This window comes from Pseudonocardia sp. ICBG1142 (assembly GCF_020496255.1).
In the GTDB taxonomy this organism is placed as follows: domain Bacteria; phylum Actinomycetota; class Actinomycetes; order Mycobacteriales; family Pseudonocardiaceae; genus Pseudonocardia.
This window is the reverse complement of sequence record NZ_JAHLJC010000030.1, coordinates 591,814-610,614: the sequence shown is the minus strand read 5'-3', so window position 1 is coordinate 610,614 and position 18,801 is coordinate 591,814. Positions and strand designations below refer to the sequence as shown.

Annotated in this window: 16 protein-coding genes and 2 tRNA genes; 10 read left to right on the top strand and 8 right to left on the bottom strand. The window is 74.4% G+C overall.

Going from position 1 to position 18,801, the window contains the following annotated elements; all coding sequences use genetic code 11:
• Positions 1 to 2 precede the first annotated feature (2 nt).
• From KPL59_RS17030 to KPL59_RS17015, 4 genes are read left to right on the top strand one after another with little or no spacing between them, the layout of a single operon-like run.
• Positions 3 to 1,538 (top strand): GMC family oxidoreductase, encoded by a 1,536-nt coding sequence (locus KPL59_RS17030; protein WP_226351563.1) that lies wholly within the window; start codon positions 3 to 5, stop codon positions 1,536 to 1,538.
• Positions 1,531 to 2,010 carry an SRPBCC family protein gene (locus tag KPL59_RS17025; RefSeq protein ID WP_226361376.1) on the top strand — a complete coding sequence of 160 codons (480 nt, stop codon included), beginning with the start codon at positions 1,531 to 1,533 and terminating at the stop codon, positions 2,008 to 2,010. The genes KPL59_RS17030 and KPL59_RS17025 overlap by 8 nt, the downstream gene beginning before the upstream one ends.
• Positions 2,007 to 2,531, top strand: coding sequence for a GNAT family N-acetyltransferase (locus KPL59_RS17020; RefSeq protein WP_226351565.1), 525 nt, complete (start codon positions 2,007 to 2,009; stop codon positions 2,529 to 2,531). The genes KPL59_RS17025 and KPL59_RS17020 overlap by 4 nt, the downstream gene beginning before the upstream one ends.
• A gap of 26 nt (positions 2,532 to 2,557) precedes the next feature.
• Entirely contained in the window at positions 2,558 to 4,621 is a 2,064-nt protein-coding gene (locus KPL59_RS17015) for a M3 family metallopeptidase (RefSeq protein WP_226361375.1), read from the top strand.
• A 67-nt stretch (positions 4,622 to 4,688) separates the two neighbouring features.
• Here the strand turns inward: KPL59_RS17015 and KPL59_RS17010 are convergent, their stop codons facing one another.
• Positions 4,689 to 6,500, bottom strand: a complete 1,812-nt coding sequence (locus KPL59_RS17010) for a glycoside hydrolase family 16 protein (RefSeq protein ID WP_226361374.1) — start codon at positions 6,498 to 6,500, stop codon at positions 4,689 to 4,691.
• Between the two features lie 353 nt (positions 6,501 to 6,853).
• Here KPL59_RS17010 and KPL59_RS17005 point away from each other — a divergent pair, with 353 nt between their 5' ends.
• The gene (locus tag KPL59_RS17005) at positions 6,854 to 7,528 is read left to right on the top strand and encodes a response regulator transcription factor (protein ID WP_020621680.1); all 675 of its coding nucleotides are present in this window, start codon (positions 6,854 to 6,856) and stop codon (positions 7,526 to 7,528) included.
• A 10-nt stretch (positions 7,529 to 7,538) separates the two neighbouring features.
• Here KPL59_RS17005 and hisC read toward each other — a convergent pair whose 3' ends face one another.
• Entirely contained in the window at positions 7,539 to 8,591 is a 1,053-nt protein-coding gene (gene hisC, locus KPL59_RS17000) for a histidinol-phosphate transaminase (RefSeq protein WP_226351568.1), read from the bottom strand.
• A 60-nt stretch (positions 8,592 to 8,651) separates the two neighbouring features.
• Between hisC and KPL59_RS16995 the strand changes: the two genes are divergently transcribed.
• Positions 8,652 to 9,353 carry a dienelactone hydrolase family protein gene (locus KPL59_RS16995; protein WP_226361373.1) on the top strand — a complete coding sequence of 234 codons (702 nt, stop codon included), beginning with the start codon at positions 8,652 to 8,654 and terminating at the stop codon, positions 9,351 to 9,353.
• Here KPL59_RS16995 and KPL59_RS16990 read toward each other — a convergent pair.
• The gene (locus tag KPL59_RS16990; RefSeq protein ID WP_212567615.1) at positions 9,325 to 9,942 is read right to left on the bottom strand and encodes a TetR/AcrR family transcriptional regulator; all 618 of its coding nucleotides are present in this window, start codon (positions 9,940 to 9,942) and stop codon (positions 9,325 to 9,327) included. The two genes, KPL59_RS16995 and KPL59_RS16990, sit on opposite strands and share 29 nt — an antisense overlap.
• Before the next feature lie 105 nt (positions 9,943 to 10,047).
• Between KPL59_RS16990 and KPL59_RS16985 the strand changes: the two genes are divergently transcribed.
• The 4 genes from KPL59_RS16985 to KPL59_RS16970 all read left to right on the top strand — a co-directional run bounded on the left by KPL59_RS16985 (position 10,048) and on the right by KPL59_RS16970 (position 13,473).
• Positions 10,048 to 11,076, top strand: coding sequence for an aldo/keto reductase (locus KPL59_RS16985; protein WP_226361372.1), 1,029 nt, complete (start codon positions 10,048 to 10,050; stop codon positions 11,074 to 11,076).
• A 59-nt stretch (positions 11,077 to 11,135) separates the two neighbouring features.
• Positions 11,136 to 13,142 carry an acetoacetate--CoA ligase gene (locus tag KPL59_RS16980; protein WP_226361371.1) on the top strand — a complete coding sequence of 669 codons (2,007 nt, stop codon included), beginning with the start codon at positions 11,136 to 11,138 and terminating at the stop codon, positions 13,140 to 13,142.
• A 99-nt stretch (positions 13,143 to 13,241) separates the two neighbouring features.
• Positions 13,242 to 13,331 (top strand) — tRNA-Ser (locus KPL59_RS16975).
• Between the two features lie 69 nt (positions 13,332 to 13,400).
• A tRNA-Arg gene (locus KPL59_RS16970) sits at positions 13,401 to 13,473 on the top strand.
• 88 nt (positions 13,474 to 13,561) lie between these two features.
• Here KPL59_RS16970 and KPL59_RS16965 read toward each other — a convergent pair.
• The 5 genes from KPL59_RS16965 to KPL59_RS16945 all read right to left on the bottom strand — a co-directional run bounded on the left by KPL59_RS16965 (position 13,562) and on the right by KPL59_RS16945 (position 18,578).
• Entirely contained in the window at positions 13,562 to 14,506 is a 945-nt protein-coding gene (locus tag KPL59_RS16965) for a fumarylacetoacetate hydrolase family protein (RefSeq protein ID WP_226351591.1), read from the bottom strand.
• A gap of 268 nt (positions 14,507 to 14,774) precedes the next feature.
• Positions 14,775 to 15,497: a VOC family protein gene (locus tag KPL59_RS16960; RefSeq protein WP_226361370.1), complete on the bottom strand. Its 723-nt coding sequence runs from the start codon at positions 15,495 to 15,497 to the stop codon at positions 14,775 to 14,777.
• A complete protein-coding gene (locus tag KPL59_RS16955) occupies positions 15,497 to 16,510 on the bottom strand; it encodes an amidohydrolase family protein (protein WP_226361369.1) in 1,014 nt (337 codons plus the stop codon). The genes KPL59_RS16960 and KPL59_RS16955 overlap by 1 nt, the downstream gene beginning before the upstream one ends.
• A complete protein-coding gene (locus KPL59_RS16950; RefSeq protein ID WP_226361368.1) occupies positions 16,507 to 17,646 on the bottom strand; it encodes an FAD-dependent monooxygenase in 1,140 nt (379 codons plus the stop codon). The genes KPL59_RS16955 and KPL59_RS16950 overlap by 4 nt, the downstream gene beginning before the upstream one ends.
• Positions 17,643 to 18,578: a fumarylacetoacetate hydrolase family protein gene (locus KPL59_RS16945; RefSeq protein WP_226352242.1), complete on the bottom strand. Its 936-nt coding sequence runs from the start codon at positions 18,576 to 18,578 to the stop codon at positions 17,643 to 17,645. Before KPL59_RS16945 ends, KPL59_RS16950 begins: the two co-directional genes overlap by 4 nt.
• Between the last annotated feature and the right edge of the window lie 223 nt (positions 18,579 to 18,801).

Genomic DNA, 18,801 nt, shown 5'->3' with positions numbered 1-18,801 from the left:
CAATGACCAACGGGTTCGACGTGGTGGTGGTGGGCGCGGGATCCGCGGGGTGCACCCTCGCGGGCCGGCTCGCCGAGCGCGGGGTGCGTACGGCCCTGGTCGAGGCGGGTGCCGTCGTCGTCCCGCCGGATTCGATGCCGATCGCGTCGCTCGCCGCGACCGCGCCCGGCCACGTCCTCAACTGGGCCTACCGGGCGACGCTGTGCCAGGGGCGGGAGTGCACCGTGCCGCGGGGACGCGTGCTGGGCGGCTCCGGTGCGATCAACGGCGGCTACTTCGTGCGCGCCGTCCCGGCGGACTTCGCGGACTGGGGCGTCCCCGGCTGGTCCTACGACGACGTCCTGCCGTACTACCGGCGGCTGGAGCGCGACCTCGACTTCTGCACCTCCGACCGGCACGGCGACGCGGGCCCGCTGCGCATCTCGCGCCCCTCGGGCCGGCTGCGGGCCGCGACGACCGACCCGTTCCTGGCCGCCTGCCTCGTGCTCGGCCATCCCGAGGAGCCGGACAAGAACGCCGGCGGCCCGCCCGGCGCGGGCCCGATCCCGACCAACGCCGTCGAGGGGCGCCGGGTCAGCGCCGCCACCGCCTACCTGCCCCCGCCGTGGGGGTACGCGGAGTCGGCCGGGAGGAGCGCAGGCGCAGCGAGCGGCGGCACGGACACGCTGACCGTGTTCGGCGGAGCCCCGGCCGAGACCCTGGTGATCGAGGGTGGCCGGGTCACCGGGGTGCGTGTCGGCGGGCGCACCCTGCACGCGGCCGAGACCGTCGTGACCGCGGGCGCGGTCGGCACCCCGGCGCTGCTGCAGCGCTCCGGGATCGGCCCGGAGGACACGCTGCGGGCCGCGGGCGTCGCCGTGGTGCACGAGCTGCCCGGGGTCGGACGCGGCTGGTCGGACCATCCCGCGGTGTTCCTGCCACTGCGCAGCGGCCTGCCCGACCCGCCCGCCGACGCCGTCGCCGCGCAGGCCGCGCTCCACCTCGACTCCGGTACCGACCCGGCCGGTGACCTGGAGATCCTGCTGTTCGCGCACCCGTTCGCGCCTGGCGGGCCCGCGCACCTGATGTGCGCGGTGCAGCGCCCGGACAGCCGCGGGATGCTCGCCATCACCTCCCCGGACCACGACGACCCGCCCCGGCTGGACTTCCGCTACCTGCGCACCACCTCCGACCGGCACCGGATGCGGGCCGCGGTGCGGATCGCCGCGGACGTCCTGCGCGCCGCGGGCTGGGACCGAGCCGGCCCCGACGACGGCGGCCCCGCCGGCTGGGAGCTCGGCAACGACACCCGGCTCGACGGCTGGATCCGCGACCACCTGACGACCTCGGTGCACCTGTCCGGCAGCGCTTCGGCGGGTACCGGACCGGACGCCGTCGTCGACTCCGACCTGCGGGTGCACGGCCTGGGCGGGCTCCGGGTGGCGGACACCTCCGTCCTGCCCCGCGTGCCGCGGCGCGGGCCGGCCGCGACCGCGATCATGATCGGGGAGCGCGCCGCCGACCTGGTATGCGGCACCGAGGGGGAACGTCGTGCATGACGAGGTCACCGTCCACATGACGGCACCGCCCGAGCGGATCTGGGAGCTGGTCTCCGACATCCGCAACACCGGCCGGTTCTCACCCGAGACCGTCGACGCGCAGTGGCTGGACGGCGCGACCGGCCCGGCCGTCGGCGTCCGGTTCCGCGGCAAGGTCGTCCGCAACGGCCGCGGACCGACCTACTGGTCGACGTGCGAGATCACCGCCTGCGAGCCGGGCCGCGAGTTCGGCTTCGTCGTGCTCCTGCCCGGTGACCGGCGGGTCATCCACTGGCACTACCGGTTCACCCCGGCCACCGCTCCGGACGGCGCCGAGGGAACCGAGGTCACCGAGTCCTTCCGGATGGAGCCCTCGGCCGCCACCCGGGTCTACTGGGCGCTGGTGGGGTGGGCCCGCGGGCGCACCAACCGTGCGGGGATGCGGACGACCCTGGAACGGATCCGCGCGGTGGTGGAGGATCCGCAGGCGTGATCCGTGCCGCCCGCGTCGCCGACGTGCCCACCCTGCGTGAGATCGAGCGCGCGGCGGGGGAGTCTTTCCGGGCGATCGGGCTCGACGTCGTCGCCGCCGACGATCCGCCACCGGCCGCGGTGCTGGCTGCCTATGTGGTGGCGGGGCGGGCGTGGGTGGCCCAGAGGAGCGCAGGCGGAACCGGGGACGCAGGGCCGCTGGTCGGCTACCTCATCGCCGATCTCGTCGACGGCTGCGCGCACGTCGAGCAGGTGTCGGTGCTGCCGTCGCAGCGCGGACGGCGGATCGGGGAGGGGCTGGTCGAGCACCTCGCCGGCTGGGCCCGGGACCGCGGGCTGCCCGCGCTGACCCTGACCACCTACCGGGACGTGCCGTGGAACGGCCCGTACTGGGCGCGGCTCGGCTTCCGTGAGCTGATCGCGCCCGGCCCGGGGCTGCGGGCGATCCGGGAGCAGGAGGCCGCGCGCGGTCTCGACGTGTGGCCGCGGCTCGCGATGCGTCGCGAACTGGCCGGTTCCTGACGGTCCCCGGCCGTAGGGTCGGGCCCATGAGCAACCCGTTCCTCGCCCCGAGCGCGCTGCCGTGGGGTCTGCCCGACACCTCCCGGATCACCGACGAGCACTACCTGCCCGCGTTCGAGGCCGGGACGGCCGAGCAGCGCGCGGAGGTGGCGGCGATCGTCGCGGGGGAGGGCGAGCCCACCTTCGACGACACGATCGTCGCCCTGGAGCGCTCCGGCGCCACGCTGGACCGGGTGGCGCGGCTGTTCTACACGCGGGTCTCGGCGGACTCCTCGCCCGCGGTGCGCGAGATCGAGGCCCACGTCGCGCGGATGCTGGCCGCGCACGCCGACGCGATCGCGCTGGACCCGGGGCTGTTCGCCCGGATCGACGCGCTGCACGCCCGTCGTCACGACCTCGGTCTCGACGCCGAGTCGTTGCGGCTGCTGGAGCGCCACCACCGTGACATGGTGCGCGCCGGGGCCCGGCTCGGCCCCGACGAGCAGGCTCGGCTGCGCGAGCTGAACGCGGAGCTGTCCGGGCTGACCACCCGGTTCGGTGCGGCGCTGCTGGCGGGGGCGAACGCCGCGGCCGTGCACGTCACCGACCGGTCCCGGCTCGACGGCCTGTCCGAGGACGCCATCGCCGCCGCCGCGTCCGCCGCGGCCGAACGCGGCCACGACGACGGCTGGCTGATCACCCTGGTCCTGCCGACCGCGCAGCCCGCGCTCGCGGTATTGACCGACCGGTCGCTGCGCGAGGAGCTGTTCCGCGCCTCGACGACCCGCGGGCAGGCCGGGGAGCACGACACCCGCGACATCGTGCTGGCGATCGTGCGGCTGCGCGCCGAGCGGGCCGCGTTGCTCGGGTACCCCGACCACGCGTCGTACGTGATCGACGACGCCACCGCGGGGACCGCGGAGGCCGCGGTCGCGATGCTGGAGTCGCTGGTCCCCGCGGCGGTCGCCAACGCCGACAGGGAGGCCGCGGAGCTTGCCGGCGGCGTCGAGGGCGACCTGGAGCCGTGGGACTGGGCGTTCGAGGCGGAGCGGGTGCGCCGCGAGCGTTACGCCGTCGACGACGCGGCGCTGCGCCCGTACCTGGAGCTCGACCGGGTGCTCACCGACGGCGTGTTCCGCGCCGCGTCCGAGCTGTACGGGATCTCCTTCACCGAGCGCACCGACCTGCCCGCCTACCACCCGGACGTGCGGTGGTGGGAGGTCCGGGAGAGCAGCGCAGGCGGAACGAACCTCGACGCCGACAGCGACGGCGAGCCGCTCGGGCTGTTCGGCGCCGACCTGTGGGCGCGGCCGTCGAAGCGGGGCGGTGCGTGGATGAACTCGCTGGTCGACCAGTCGTCGCTGCTCGGGACGCGGCCGGTGGTGCTGAACACGCTGAACCTGAACAAGCCCCCGGCCGGGGAGCCCGCGCTGCTCACCCTCGACGAGGTCCGCACCCTGTTCCACGAGTTCGGGCACGCCCTGCACGGGCTGTTCTCGGAGGTGGAGTACCCGACGTTCTCCGGGACCTCGGTGCCGCGCGACTTCGTCGAGTTCCCCAGCCAGGTGAACGAGATGTGGCTGGAGGACCCGCAGGTCCTCACCTCGTTCGCCCGTCACCACGTGACCGGCGAGCCGCTGCCCGACGAGCTGCTGGCCGCGTCGCAGGCCGCGCGCGGGTACGGCGAGGGCTTCGCGACGACGGAGTACCTGGCCGCGTCGCTGCTGGACCAGGCGTGGCACCGGCTGTCCCCGGCCGAGGCCGCCGGGATCACCGACGTGCTCGCGTTCGAGCAGCAGGCGCTGGAGGCGGCCGGGGCCGCGCACCCGCTGGTCCCGCCGCGCCACCGCAGCACGTACTTCAACCACGTGTTCGGCGGCAGCGGGTACGCGGCGGCGTACTACTCCTACATCTGGGCCGAGGTGCTCGACGCCGACACCGTCGCCTGGTTCGGCGAGCACGGCGGACTGCGCCGGGAGAACGGCGACCGGTTCCGTCGCGAGGTGTTGTCGCGCGGCGGCGCCGTCGACGCGATGGAGGCCTACCGCTCGTTCCGCGGCCGCGACCCGGAGATCGCGCCGCTGCTGGCGCGCCGCGGCCTGGCCGGCTGACCCGGTACACACGACCGCCCGCCGTCCGGTGGGGAGCGCCGGGCGGCGGGCGGTCGGGTGGGGAGCGCTACTTGTACTGACGCATCCAGGCGACGCGCATCTCCGACGGCTCCGGCGAGCCGCCGTCGGGGAAGTAGTCGAGCTGGATCGTGGCGTGCATCGGACCCGGGGGGAACGTGCTCGGGTCCTCGGAGCGGAACCACTCGACGCCGTCGATGTAGCCGACGATCGCGTCCGGGGTCCACTCCACGGCGTAGTTGTGCCACTGGGTGATGTCGATCTGCTTCTTGGCGTCCTTCTGCGAGTTCGAGCTGCCGTAGTGCAGGAAGAAGGACACGTCGTCGCTGGCGCTGGTGGTCTCGGCGAAGTCGATCTCGCCGCCCTCCGGCCAGGAGACCTCGCTCGGCCACAGCAGCAGCACGGGGTGGTACTGCTTGTCGCCCTTGGGGAACTGGGCGCGCATCTCCCACTTGCCGTACTTCTGCGGGGTGCCCCAGGCCATGCCGCCGGTGTTGCCCTGCGAGTCGCCGCGGATGACCAGGTTGCCGTTCTCCACCGAGATCGCGTCGGAGGTGCGCTTGCCCTGGCCGTCGTGGCCTTCGCCGTTGTAGGGCGACCAGTTGCTCCCGAGGGTGGACCCGAGGAACTCGTCGCCGCCGATGGCCTGCCAGCCCATCTTCAGCGCGGCCTGGATGCCGTCGCCGGCGACCTGGACGGCGCCGCCGATCGGACCGGCGGGGGCACCACCGGACCCGCCGGAGTTCGCGGCGGCCCGTGCCCGTTCGGCGGCCTCGCGACGGCGCTGTTCGGCACGACGCTCGGCGGCCTCCTGCGCGGCCAGTGCCTGACCGATCTGGCCGGACGCGCCCTGCGCGGCGTCGCCGAGTGCGGAGCCGCCCCCGTTGGCCAGCACCGGCCCGGCCGACAGCGTGGTGTCCGACGCCGACCGGCGCGACGAGTCGTTGACCATCGCCGCGGACAGCGACGGGTCCTCGGTACCGGGCTGCAGCAGCGTCAGCACCATCGTCGCGGCGAGCACCGCGGCGGCGCCGACGCCCAGCGGGGCGAACCGGCGGATGCGGGAGCGGGTGGGACGGGCGCGGTCGATCGCGACGACCGAGCCCGTCCCCGACAGCGAACCGGAGCCGTCCGGCTCGTGCAGCCCGGCGATGACCCCGCCGTCGACCTCGGTGCGCGGCGCGGGCACCTCGGCCTGCAGGGTCTCGGGCCCGTCGGGCACGGGGGAGGTCGACGGGGAGGGAGCCCCGCCGAACAGCTCCACGCCGGACAGCCCCGCCGCCGACGACGACCCGACCCGCCGTGCGCGACGGCCCGGCGTCCGGGTGGCGGGCACGGCGTGCGCGCCCGTCCCGGTGACCGTCGCGTCCCCGGCCACCGCGGTGTCCCCGGTGGCACCGTGCGCCCCGGTCCCGGTGACCGCGTGCGGCCCGGTCCCGGTGACGGTGTGCGCCCCGGTTCCGGTGACCGCGTGGGACCCGGTGCCGGTCGTGCGGCTGCGTGGTGCCCACGGGCCGGGGTCGGCCGTGTCGGCCCAGGTGATCCGCCCGGCATCCGTCGCCGCGGCACCGGTGGGGGAGTCCGCCGTGACGGCGGCACCGGTGTCGTCGGGGTCGGAGCCGGAGCGGGCGTCGCGGTCGCCGTCGTCGAGGACGCGGTGCCGCCCGGAGGCGCTCACCCGGTCCATGAGCTGGGTGGCCGCGGGTACGGCCGATCGGGCCGTGTCGTCCGCCGGGGCGGAGGACGCGGCATGCCTGCCCCGGGGAGACGGCACAGAGGGGGAGCTGTGCTCGGCGGCGAGTCGCGCGATCAGGTCGCGGGGGTCGACCTGATCAGCCGCAGCGGAACTCTTCCGTCGCATGAGGGGGGACTCTAGGTAGGGTGACCGACTGTGAACACCCTCGCTGAGAAGGGTGGTTGCGTCTCCGCGCCGACAGGTCGTCGGAGAGCGCCGAAGAGCAAGATCCCGCCATTTCGGCAGTATTGCTGGGCCGAACAGAGCAACCGCACTCTCAGGTGCACCCATTCGGGCTACACGGTCACGGTACGTCGCACCGTTAGCCGATTGTGACGGGCTACCGGTCGCGGAACAGTGGCCGTGCCTCCCCGGTGCTCCCCGCACGACCTCCCCGCTCCCCGACCTCCGCAGGATCTGTGAACGATCACGCTCCCCCCGTCACGCCGTCCCTCCCGATCCCCGCACCGCGTTCCGAGATGCGCGCGCTCTGCGTGCTGCTGGCGCTGCCGCCGTCGGCGGGCACCGCCGCGCTCGGCCGCGGGCTGCGTCAGGACCTCGCCGCGGAGGGCGTGGATCTCGTCGTCGTCGCCGACGGCATCGAGCTACTGGACACCCTGCGCTCCCGCGGCGCGGACCTGCTCGTGCTCGACATGGAGCTGCCCGGCCCCGAACCCTCGGTGCTGCTGGGCGCCGTCCAGTCCGAGTCGCCACCGACCCCGGTGATCACCGTCGTGCCGCGCGAACGGCGGGCCGGGGTGATCGGCATGCTGCGCGGCGACCGCGACGACTTCCTGATCCGGCCGTTCGTCCCGGACGAGCTCGCGTCCCGGATCCGGCTCCGGCTGCGTGCCGCCGCGGGCCTGCCGGCGCCGACGGTGCTCGGCCACGGCGGCCTGTCCGTCGACGTCGACGCCGGACAGGTCTTCGTCGACGGCCGCCGGGTCGCGCTGTCGCCGACCGAGTACGCGCTGCTGCTCGCGCTGGCCGAACGGGCGGGCGAGCCGGTCGCGCTCGACGACCTGGGCCGGCGGGCCTGGACCGAACCGGTGTCGGCCAACCTGGTGCAGGTCTACGTGTCCTACCTGCGGCGCAAGATCGGTCCCGAACGGATCAGGACCATCCGGGGGCTGGGCTACCAGCTGGACGGCTGAGCACCGGCTCTCAGGGCCCGAAGGACGACGCGACGTCGAGGAGCATGTCGTTCTCCTCCGGCGTGGACACCGTGACCCGCACCCCGTCGTCGGCGAACGGGCGCACGATCACCTTCCGCTCGCCGCAGTGCGTCGCGAACGCCGCGGTCCGGTCCCCGAGCGGCAGCCACACGAAGTTGGCCTGGCTCTCCGGGACGGTGAACCCGGACCCACGCAGCCCGGCGGCCACCCGGTCCCGCTCCGCGACGACGGCGGCGCAGTCGGCGAGGATCTCCTCCCGGTGCTCCAGTGCGGCGACGGCACCCGCCTGGGCGATCGAGCTGACCCCGAACGGCGGCGCCACCTTGCGCAGCGCGGTCGCGATCTCGGTGGAGGTCAGGGCGTAGCCGACCCGCAGTCCCGCCAGCCGGTAGGCCTTGGAGAAGGTGCGCAGCACGACCAGGTTCGGGTGCTGGTCGAGCAGCGGCCGGCCGCTGACGGCGTCGGGGTCGGTGACGAACTCGGCGTAGGCCTCGTCGAGCGCCACCAGCACGTCCGGCGGCACGGCGCCCAGGAAGTGGACGAACTCGTCGCGGTGCACGGCCGGGCCGGTCGGGTTGTTCGGGCTGCACACGAACACCACCCGGGTCCGCTCGGTGACGGCGGCGGCCATCGCGTCGAGGTCGTGCCGGTAGGCGGCGTCCAGCGGGACGGTGCGGATCTCCGCCCCGCCGATCTGGGTCACGATCGGGTACGCCTCGAACGAACGCCAGGCGAACAGCACCTCGTCACCGGGGCCCAGGCAGCCGATCTGCACGAGCTGCTGGCACAGCGTCACCGAGCCGCAGCCGACCGCGACCCGCTCCGGCGCGAGGTCGTACAGGTCGGCGATGCGGCCGGTCAGCTCGACGACGCCGAGGTCCGGATACCGGTTGCCACCTGCGGCGGCACGGGCCACGGCCGCCAGCACCGCCGGAGCGGGCGGCGCGGCCACCTCGTTGCTGGCGAGCTTGACCGCCCCGGGGACGGTGCGGCCCGGCACGTAGGCGGGCAGGGTGTCCAGATCGGGGCGGATGAGCGTCATGACGGCAACGGTATCCGTCGGGGGTCGAAACGCGGGCCGGTGCTCTGGTTGAGTGACGACATGACGACCACCGCTGTCCGGACCGAGGGCGTGCCGCTGACCGACGGGGGCGAGCTGCGCCTGACCGTGGCCGAACCCGACGGTGCCGCCCGCGGCGGGATCGTGGTGCTGCAGGAGGCGCGCGGGGTCACCGACTCGATCCGGCTGCTGGTCACCGGGCTCGCCGCGGACGGCTGGCTGGCCGTCGCGCCGCACCTCTACCGCGACGCGGACGCCGGTGGCGACCTCGCCGACGGCTCGGAGGCCGCGGTGGCCGAGCACGTCGGCAGCCTGGACCCGCGCCAGGTCATGGACGACTGCGACACCGCCTTCGGCTGGCTCGGCGACCAGGGCTTCGAGGCCGACCGGATGGGCGTGCTCGGCTTCGACCTCGGCGGCACGGTCGCGTTGCACGTGGCGGCGAACCGCACCCTCGGCGCGGCGATCACCGTCGCCGGCAGCGGGATCGAGTCCTCGCCGTGGTCCAGCCTGCCCGCGCTGGTGGAGACCGCGCCGGAGCTGACCTGCCCCTGGCTGGGCATCTACTCCGAGGTGTCGGACACCGACGCCGTCGCCCGCCTGCGCGACGCCGCCGCGTCCTCGGGGAAGGCGACCGACGTCGTCGTCTACCCGAGCACCGGCTACCGCTTCGACGACGACCCGGAGTCCGCCGCCGAGGCGTGGCAGCGGGTCCTCAACTGGTTCGACGCGCACCTGCGCTGACGAACGCCCCGGCCCGCGCGGCCACCCCGGCGACGACGGCGGCCCGCCGCGCGTCGTCGGCGTCCGGGAGTGCGCCGCGGGTCAGGAGCAGGTGGTAGAGCGGGGCGGAGACCGCCCGCACCACGGCGGCCGGATCGGTGCCGTCGGGCACCTCGCCGCGGGCCACCGCGTCGGTGACGCACGGCTCCCAGGCGGCGGTGCGGGCGTCGTAGAAGCCGCGCAGCGCCCGCGCCGTCCCCGCGTCGCCGACGGCGGCGCAGATCAGCGCGGTCAGCAGCCTGCCCTGCCGCGGGTCGGCCAGCGTGGCGCGGACGAGCTCGGCGTTGGCGAGCAGGTCGCCGTCGAGGGAGCCGGTGTCCGCGCGCGGTGCGGAGGTCTCGACCATGTCCGACACCATGTCCTCGAGCACCGCCGCGACGCTGCCCCAGCGCCGGTAGACCGTCGTCTTGCCGACCCCGGCCCGCCGCGCGAGCTCTGCCAGGTCCAGCCCGGTCGGCCCGAGTTCGATCAGGGCGTCGCCCGCCGCCGCCAGCACGGCCGACCGGACCCGCGCGGTCCGGCCCCCCGGTCTGCTCATCTCCGGTGCCACGGCGCCCACCCTAGCCCTTGACGGAACCAGGGTCCCGTTTGGCGTGGTACGTTCAAACGGAATCGCAGTTCCTTTAGGGGGGAGACGGTCATGGAGTACCGACGGTTGGGACGCAGTGGGCTGCAGGTCCCGGTGCTGAGCCTCGGCGCGGGCACCTTCGGCGGCAGCGGCGAGCTGTTCGGGGCGTGGGGATCGGTCGACGTCGCCGATGCGCGCCGGATGGTCGACCGCTGTCTCGACGCAGGGGTGACCCTGTTCGACACCGCGGACGTCTACTCCGCGGGAGCCTCGGAGGAGGTGCTCGGCGCGGCCGTCGCGCACCGCCGCGACGAGGTGCTGATCTCGACCAAGGCGGGGCTGCCCACCGGCCCCGGCCCGAACGACGCCGGCACCTCCCGGCCGCGCCTGGTCCGGGCCGTCGAGGACGCCCTGCGTCGGCTGCGGACCGACCACATCGACCTGTTCCAGCTGCATGCCTACGACGCGGGCACCCCGCCCGAGGAGGTCCTCTCCACCCTCGACGAGCTGGTCCGCGCGGGGAAGGTGCGCTACACCGGCGTCTCCAACTTCCCCGGGCGACGGCTCGTGCGGGCCCTGGACCTCGCCGACCGGCACGGGTGGGCACGGCCCGTCGCCCACCAGGTCTACTACTCGCTGGTCGGGCGCGACTACGAGTGGGACCTGATGCCGCTGGGCCGCGAGGAGGGGGTCGGCGCGCTGGTCTGGAGCCCGCTGGGCTGGGGGCGGCTGACCGGCCGGATCCGCCGGGGCGCCCCGCTGCCTGCGGGCAGCCGCCTGCACGCCACCGCCGAGGCGGGCCCGCCGGTGCCCGACGGCCTGCTCCACGACGTCGTCGATGTGCTCGACGCGATCGCCGCCGAGACCGGCGCGACGGTGCCCCAGATCGCGCTGAACTGGCTCACCACCCGGCCGACGGTCAGCTCGGTGATCATCGGTGCCCGGGACCCGGAACAGCTGGAACAGAACCTCGGCGCCGTCGGGTGGCGCCTCGACGACGACCAGCTGGCCCGTCTGGACGCGGTGTCCCGTCGGCCCGCGCCGTACCCGCACTTCCCCTACGAGCGGCAGGAGGGCTTCGCCCGGCTCGCGCCGCCGATCGTCGGTGCGGCCTGACCGTCCCGGTGGGACCGGACCACTGGTGCGTGGCCGGTGCCGTCGGGGATGCTCGGGTCATGTCGCCCGTGCCGTCACCGCAGACCGTCACCGACCCGGAGGTCCCCGAGCTCCTGTGGAGCCCGGACCCGACGCGGACCGGCGACACCGAGATCGTCCGCTTCGCCACCTGGGCGCGCGACGAGCGGGGCGCCCCGCTGACCGACGTCACCGACTACGCGCAGCTGCACAGCTGGTCGGTGACCGACCTGGAGGGCTTCTGGTCGGCCGTCGCCGAGTACTGCGGCGTGCTGTTCCACGACCTCCCGACGGCGACGCTCGGCTCGCGGGACATGCCCGGCGCGCAGTGGTTCCCCGGCGCGACGCTGAACTACGCCGAGCACGCCCTGACCCCCGGCCCGGGCCGCGCCGACGACGACGTCGCCGTCGAGTTCGTCCGAGAGGACGGCCTGGAGCGCACCGTCACCCACGCCGAGCTGCGCGACCAGGTCGCCCGCGCCCGCGCCGGGCTCGTCCGGGCCGGGGTCGGCCGGGGCGACCGGGTCGTCGCGCTCGCCCCCAACAGCGTCGAGACCCTCGTCGCCTTCCTGGCCGCGGCGAGCCTCGGGGCGATCTGGTCGTCGTGCTCGCCGGACTTCGGCGCCCGCGCGGTGCACGACCGCTTCGCCCAGATCGAGCCCGCCGTGCTCGTCGCCGTCGACGGATACCGCTACAACGGCAAGGGCTTCGACGTCCGGGACAAGGTCGCCGACCTGCAGGCCAGGCTGCCCACGCTGCGCGCGACCGTCCTCGTGCCCTACCTCGACCCCGACGCCGCCCTCGACGGCACGACGACCTGGGCCGAGTTCACCGCAGAGACCGGCCCGCTGGAGTTCACCGCCGTCGCGTTCGACCACCCGCTCTGGGTGCTCTACTCCTCCGGCACCACGGGCCTGCCGAAGGGCATCGTGCACGGGCACGGCGGGATCGTCGTCGAGCACCTCAAGGCGATGCGCCTGCAGCACGGGCTCGAGCCGGGGGAGCGGTTCTTCTGGTTCACCACCACCGGCTGGATGATGTGGAACTTCCTGGTCGGCGGCCTGCTCGTGGGCGCGACGATCGTGATGTTCGACGGCAGCCCCGGCCACCCCGACCTCGGCGCGCTGTGGGCACTCGCCGCGAAGCACCGGGTGGCGCTGTTCGGCGTCTCCGCCCCGTACGTGCAGTCCTGCATGAAGGCCGGCCTGCGTCCCGGCGAGGACCACGACCTCTCCGCGATGCGCGCGCTCGGCTCCACCGGCGCCCCGCTGTCGGTCGACGGCTTCCGCTGGATCGGCGAGGCCGCTGGGGCGCACATCCAGATCTGCTCGGTCTCCGGCGGCACCGACGTGTGTGCCGCGTTCCTCACCAGCGCCCCGACCGTGCCGGTCTGGCTGGGGGAGCTGTCCTGCGCGGCGCTCGGCGCCGACGTCCGGTCCTGGGCCGAGGACGGCACCGACCTGCTCGACGACGTCGGCGAGCTGGTCATCACCACGCCGACCCCGTCGATGCCGGTCATGTTCTGGAACGACCCGGACGGCACCCGGCTGCGCGAGTCCTACTACGAGGACTTCCCCGGCAACTGGCGCCACGGCGACTGGGTCCGCCGCACCCCGCGCGGCTCCTACGTGATCTACGGCCGCTCGGACTCCACCCTCAACCGCGGCGGGGTCCGGATGGGCACCGCGGACTTCTACGCCGTCGTCGAGAACGTGGAGGGCGTCGCCGACTCGCTGGTGATCGACACCACCGCGCTCGGCGCCCGCGAGGAGGGCACCCTGCTCTGCTTCCTGGTGCTCGACGACGGCACCACCCTCGACGACGTCGAGCCCACCCTGCGCACCCTGTTGCGCAAGGAGCTCTCGCCGCGGCACGTGCCGGACCGGTTCGTCGTCGTCGACGCGGTGCCGCGCACCCTGAACGGCAAGAAGTGCGAGGTGCCGGTGAAGAAGATCCTCTCCGGGACCGCACCGGAGAAGGCGGTGTCGGTCGGCGCGCTGCAGAACCCGGACGCGCTGACCCCGTTCGTGGCCCTCGCGGGAGCCTGACCTGCGCCGGACCGGGGTCCCTCGGTCAGGGGGACCCCGGTTCGGGAGGATCGGAACGCGCGTGTAGTGTTGTCCTCGCTGGTGGCCGTCAGGCACCGGGGAGGCTTCGCCTAGTCTGGTCTATGGCGCCGCACTGCTAATGCGGTTTGGGGTAACCCCCCATCCCGGGTTCAAATCCCGGAGCCTCCGCACCGGCACGGCGGTCGATACACCGGTCGCCGGCCGACAACTGAAGATTGCTACGCTGGAAACAGCAACGCGCCCGTAGCTCAACGGATAGAGCATCTGACTACGGATCAGAAGGTTAGGGGTTCGAATCCCTTCGGGCGCACACGACACGACAGGCCCCACCGGACTCCGGTGGGGCCTGTTCGTGGTCCGGGCCACTCGACCGGCAGAGGCCTCTCGACGGTGTGGGGTCAGCCGGGGACGGGACGGCGACGCGGCCGGGGCCGCGCGCCGGGGATCAGGTGCGGGGCGCGGCCGGGTACGACGGTGTTGCGCAGGGTGCCGAGGCCGTCGACGGTCATCTCGACGACGTCGCCGGGGGCCAGAGCGGGGAGGTCGGTACGGCCCCGCCCCCACAGCTCGGCGAGACAGCCGCCGTTACCGCAGGTCCCCGAGCCGAGGACGTCACCGGGACGCACCTCGGTGCCGCGGCTGGCGTAGGCCACGAGCTCCTCGAACGGCCAGCCCATGTTGGACAGCAGGTCGCGACCGACGACGTCCCCGTTGACCGAGACCGTCATGCCGAGCGAGAGGAAACCGTCGGGGTCGCGGTGCGGCTCCAGCTCGTCGGCGGTGGCGAGCACGGGGCCGAGCGTCGTGGCGAAGTCCTTGCCCTTACAGGGGCCGAGCCGCACGGCCATCTCGCGGAACTGAAGGTCCCGCGCCGACCAGTCGTTGAGCACGGTGTAGCCGGCGATGTGCGCCCCCGCGTCGCCCGGGGCGATGTCGGCGCCGCCGCGGCCGATCACCGCGGCGACCTCCAGATCGAAGTCGAGGCGCTCGCAGCCCGGCGGCACCGCGACGTCGTCGTGCGCGCCGACCAGCGCGTAGGGGTTGGTGAAGTAGAACGTCGGTGCCCGGTACCACTCGGCGCCGACTCCTGCGCCCGCCGCCATCCCCTCGACGTGCTCCTCGAAGGCGACGAAGTCCCGCACCGTGGGTGCCTGGACCGGCGGCAGGAGCCGCAGCCCGGCGAGGGGGACGGGGTCGTCGGCCGCGGCCCCGGCCTCGGCCAGGGTGCCGGTGCGCAGCAGGTCCAGCACCGTCGTCCCGGCGGGGAAGCGGCGCAGCGTCTCCCCGTCGACGACGCCGCAGCGGACGACCCCGTCGGGCTGCTCGACCGTGGCGATGCGCATCGCGATCCCCCGCTCACACCGGCGGGGCCACGAACAGGCCCTTGTCGACGTCGTTGAACGACCGGCGCGCCACGAACTCGTTCATGGCGTTGGCGGTGCCCCACTGGTCGGAGACCTGCGGGTCGGTGAAGTCGTGCAGCCCGGGGTGCCAGGTGTCCTCGTCGAGGATCTGCAGCTCGGTCGTGTACTCGACGGTGTTGCCCTGAGGATCGAGGAAGTAGGAGAAGGTGTTGTCGCCGGCCAGGTGCCGACCGGGCCCCCAGATCTTCTACACCCCGGCACGCAGGAGCCGCCCGGTGCCGCGCATGTACTCGTCGAGCCCGCGCATCTCGAAGCTCGTGTGGTGCAACGACGGGTGCGGGCAGCGGGCGACGGCGAAGCTGTGGTGCCAGGCGTTGCAGCGCAGGAACCACATCATGTGGCCCATCCGGGGGTGGGTCAGGATGTCGGACAGGGCGAACCCGAGGTGCTGCTCGTAGAAGGCGACGGTGCCCTCCGGGTCCGCCGAGTTGATCACGACGTGGGACAGCCGGACCGGGATGGACTCGCCCTCCTCGATCCTGCGGTGCGTGCGCATCGCGACGTCGGCGGAGATCTCGACGGTGCGGCCCTCGTTGTCGAAGAACCGGAAGCCGTAGCCGCCGCCGGGGGTCGGGACCGCGCCGGGCTCGGAGACCAGCCGTACCCCGGCCCGGCCCAGCCGGGCGGCCAGGGTGTCGACGTCGGCGGCGGTCGCGGCCCCGAAGGCGATCAGGTCGATGCGCTTGTCGGCGGCCTCGCGCAGCCGGACGATGTACTGCTCGGGGCTGCCCTCGGCGGCCAGGAACGACAGCCCGGTGTCGGTGTGCACCTCGGTGAGCCCCCATGCGCCGGTGTAGAACGCCTGCTGGGCGGCCAGGTCGGGGACCGCGAGGTCCACATGGCGCAGGTGGGTGATCAGGCGCTCGGCGGCCGGTGCCGTGGTCGTGGTCGGTGGGGTGGGCGGAGTCATCAGGAGTCCTTCCCGGGGACGAGCCCCAGCGTCTGCGCGGTGCCGCCGGCGATGGCGGCGCGGTCGCCGGGCGGGAGCCCGGCGGCGTCGAGGCGGGCCACCGGGTCGGGCACGCCCATGTCGAAGGGATGGTCGGAACCGAGCAGCACCCGGTCGGCGCCGACGGCGGCGACGAGCGCCCGCAGCGCCTCCGGGGTGTGCACCAGCGAGTCGAACCACAGGCGTTTCAGGTAGGACGACGGCGGCAGGGCACATCCCCGGGCCTCCGGCCGTACCTGCCAGGCGTGGTCCGACCGTCCCAGGTAGGTCGGCAGGTAGCCGCCGCCGTGGGCGGCGAGCACGCGCAGACCGGGGTGCCGGTCCAACACCCCGGCGAAGATCAGGTGGGAGAGCGCGACGGCGTTCTCCACCGGCTGACCGACGGTGTTGGACAGGTAGAAGCGGTCGAGGCGCTCGTCGAGCGAGCAACCGAACGGGTGCAGGAACACCACCGCGCCGGTCTGCTCCGCCCGCGCCCAGAAGCCGGCCAGCCGGGGGTCGGACAGCTCGACCCCGGGAGCGGCGGAGGAGATCTCGACCCCTCTGAGCCCCCGGTCGAGCGCCTCGTCGAGGGCGTCCGCGCACAGCTGCGGGTGCTGCAGCGGGACCAGGCCGAGCCCGACGAGCCGGTCCGGCGCCTGCGCGACGACGTCGGCGACCCCCTGTCCCGCGGCCCCGCACACGGCCCGGGCGAGCTCGGGGTCCGCCCAGTAGTGGTAGTGCGACGGCGACGGCGACACGACCTGCACGTCGACGCCCGCGGCGTCCATGTCGGCCAGCCTGCGCGGCACGGTGGTCAGCGCGGGCAGCGCGACACGGATCATCGCGGCCGTCGGGCCGAGCGAGTCGGCGCCGCTGCGGAGCACGTCGAGCGCCTGCTGCTCGGCGAGTTCGGGTCGACCGGCGACGAGCTCCTCGACCGCGCCGACGAGGCAGTGGGCGTGGACGTCGACGACCGGACCCGGGGCGCTCACGGGGCCTGGCCGATCAGCGCGCTCATCCGGCCCATCAGCTGTGGGACACCCGCCTGGTCGCCGTCGCGCAGCGACCGGCACAGCTGCACCGAGCCCTCGACGACCGCGCGCGCCCGCGGCAGCCGGCGTGCGCCGAAGTCCGCCCACAGGGCGTCGTCGAGAGCGGGGCGGGTGGTGAGCAGCTCGGCGAGGACGAGGGCGTCCTCCAGCGCCTGGGCCGCGCCCTGGGCGAGTGTCGGCGGGCAGCAGTGCGCTGCGTCGCCGATGAGGACGGTGCGGCCGCGGTGCCACGGGCCGTCGAGCAGGTGCCACTCGAACCAGGTGTAGTGGACCCGGGAGGGGTCCACGAGGTCGTCGCGGATCTCGTCCCACGGGCCGTGGTAGTGCTCGGCCAGCTCGCGCATCGTGGCCAGCCGTTGCTCGGGGCCGAGCGTGCTGCGGTCCCGGGCGTCCTCCACGAGGTAGGCGTAGAGGCTGTCCTCGCCGGTCGGGCAGAAGCCCGCGATGTGCGCCGCGCCGCCGTAGCAGAGGTCGGTGCGGGTCACCGAGGCCGGACGGCGGGTGAACGCGCGCCAGATCCCCATCCCGACCGGCTCGGGCTCCAGGTCGATGCCGAGCTCGCCGCGGGTCCACGACCGCACGCCGTCCGCGCCGATCACCAGGTCGTAGCGGGCGCGGGTGCCGTCGGAGCAGCTCAGCACGACCCCCGTCGCGTCCTGGTCCAGACCGGTGGCCCGGACGCCGCCGCGCAGGGCGACCCCCACCGACACGGCCCGCTCCGCGAGCAGCCGGGCCAGGTCGGGCCGGTACATCCCGACGGTGGCGGGCAGACCCCCGTCGTCGGCGCGGGTGTCGGGGACCTCGGCGAGCAGCGTGCCGTCCGGCGCGCGCATCCCGAGCGAGCTGAAGCCGTAGCCCAGGCGCTGCACCTCGTCCAGGACGCCGAGGCGCTGCAGCACGCGCAGGGCGTTCTGCTGCAGGGTGATGCCCGAGCCCAGCGCCGACAGGTCCGGCGTGGCCTCGACGAGCTCGACGGCGATCCCGGCCTCGGCGAGCAGGATCGCCACACCGAGACCGGCGACGCCACCGCCGACGACACCGACCCGCTCGACGGCCGGACCCGTCCGGGCGCTCACGGCGCGACCACGCGGGTGCGCTGCGTCCCGAGGCCGGTGATCGTGCCGGTCATGACGTCACCGGCGCGCAACAGCCTGCCGTGGGCGATGCCGTTGCCCGCGGGGCTGCCGGTGAGCAGGAGGTCCCCGGGCCGCAGCCGGGCCGTCCGCGACGCCGCGGAGACGAGCGCCGCGACGTCGAAGATCATGTCCGCGGTGGACTCGTCCTGCATGGTGTCGCCGTTCAGCGACAGGGTGATCCGCAGGTCCGGCGCGACGAACCCGGCGGGCACCAGGTAGGGGCCGAGCGGGGTGAACCCGGGGGCGTTCTTGGCGCGGAACCAGTCGGAGCCGATCGCGGGCATGTCGCGGCGGAACACCAGGTCGCGGGTGGTCAGGTCGTTGGCGATCGTGTAGCAGGCGACGTGGTCGAGGGCGTCGCCCGGCTCGACGTGGAACGCCTCCCGGCCGATGACCACGGCCAGCTCCAGCTCCCAGTCGTGCTGCTCGGAGTAGGCGGGCAGCACCACGTCGTCGTAGGGGCCGGTGAGGGCCGAGTGGAGCCCGATGAAGAAGTACGGCTCGCCCTCGGCGCTGCGGCGGTCCATCATCGAGGCGGCCTCGGCGCGGACCTCGTCCTCTGGCCGGTCGCCGTCGGCGTGCTTCACCGCCAGTTCGACGACATGGGTGCGGTAGTTGGCGCCGGCCTGCAGGATCTGCCCCGGGACGTACGGCGCGCGCAGCGATCGGGGGTCCAGCGGCGCGTCGGCCGTGGCGGCGAGCCCGTCCAGCGTCGGGAGGACGGCTGCCCAGTCCCGGAACAGGGCGTGCACCGTCGGTGCGAGGTCGGAGAGGTCGCGCACGCGCGGGTCGCCCAGCGGGTCGGCGACGAGCACGGGGCGCTCACCGCCGTCGGCCGCGGCGACCGTGGCGAGGGCGAAGGGGACGGCCACGAACGGTTCCTTCCGTCGGGTGTGGCGGCGCCGTGGTCGGGCCGCCGTGCGGGTGGGGGAGGGCCGCGTAGCCGACGTGGTGGTCGGTGACGCGGCCGCCGCGCCGGTCAGGCGCGGCAGGTCAGGAGGCGTCCGCCCCGGAAGGCGACCATGTCCGCGAAGGCGCCGGGCACGTCGATCGGTGCTCCCGGCTCGGCGCCGCGCTCCTCGGCGTAGGCGCGGT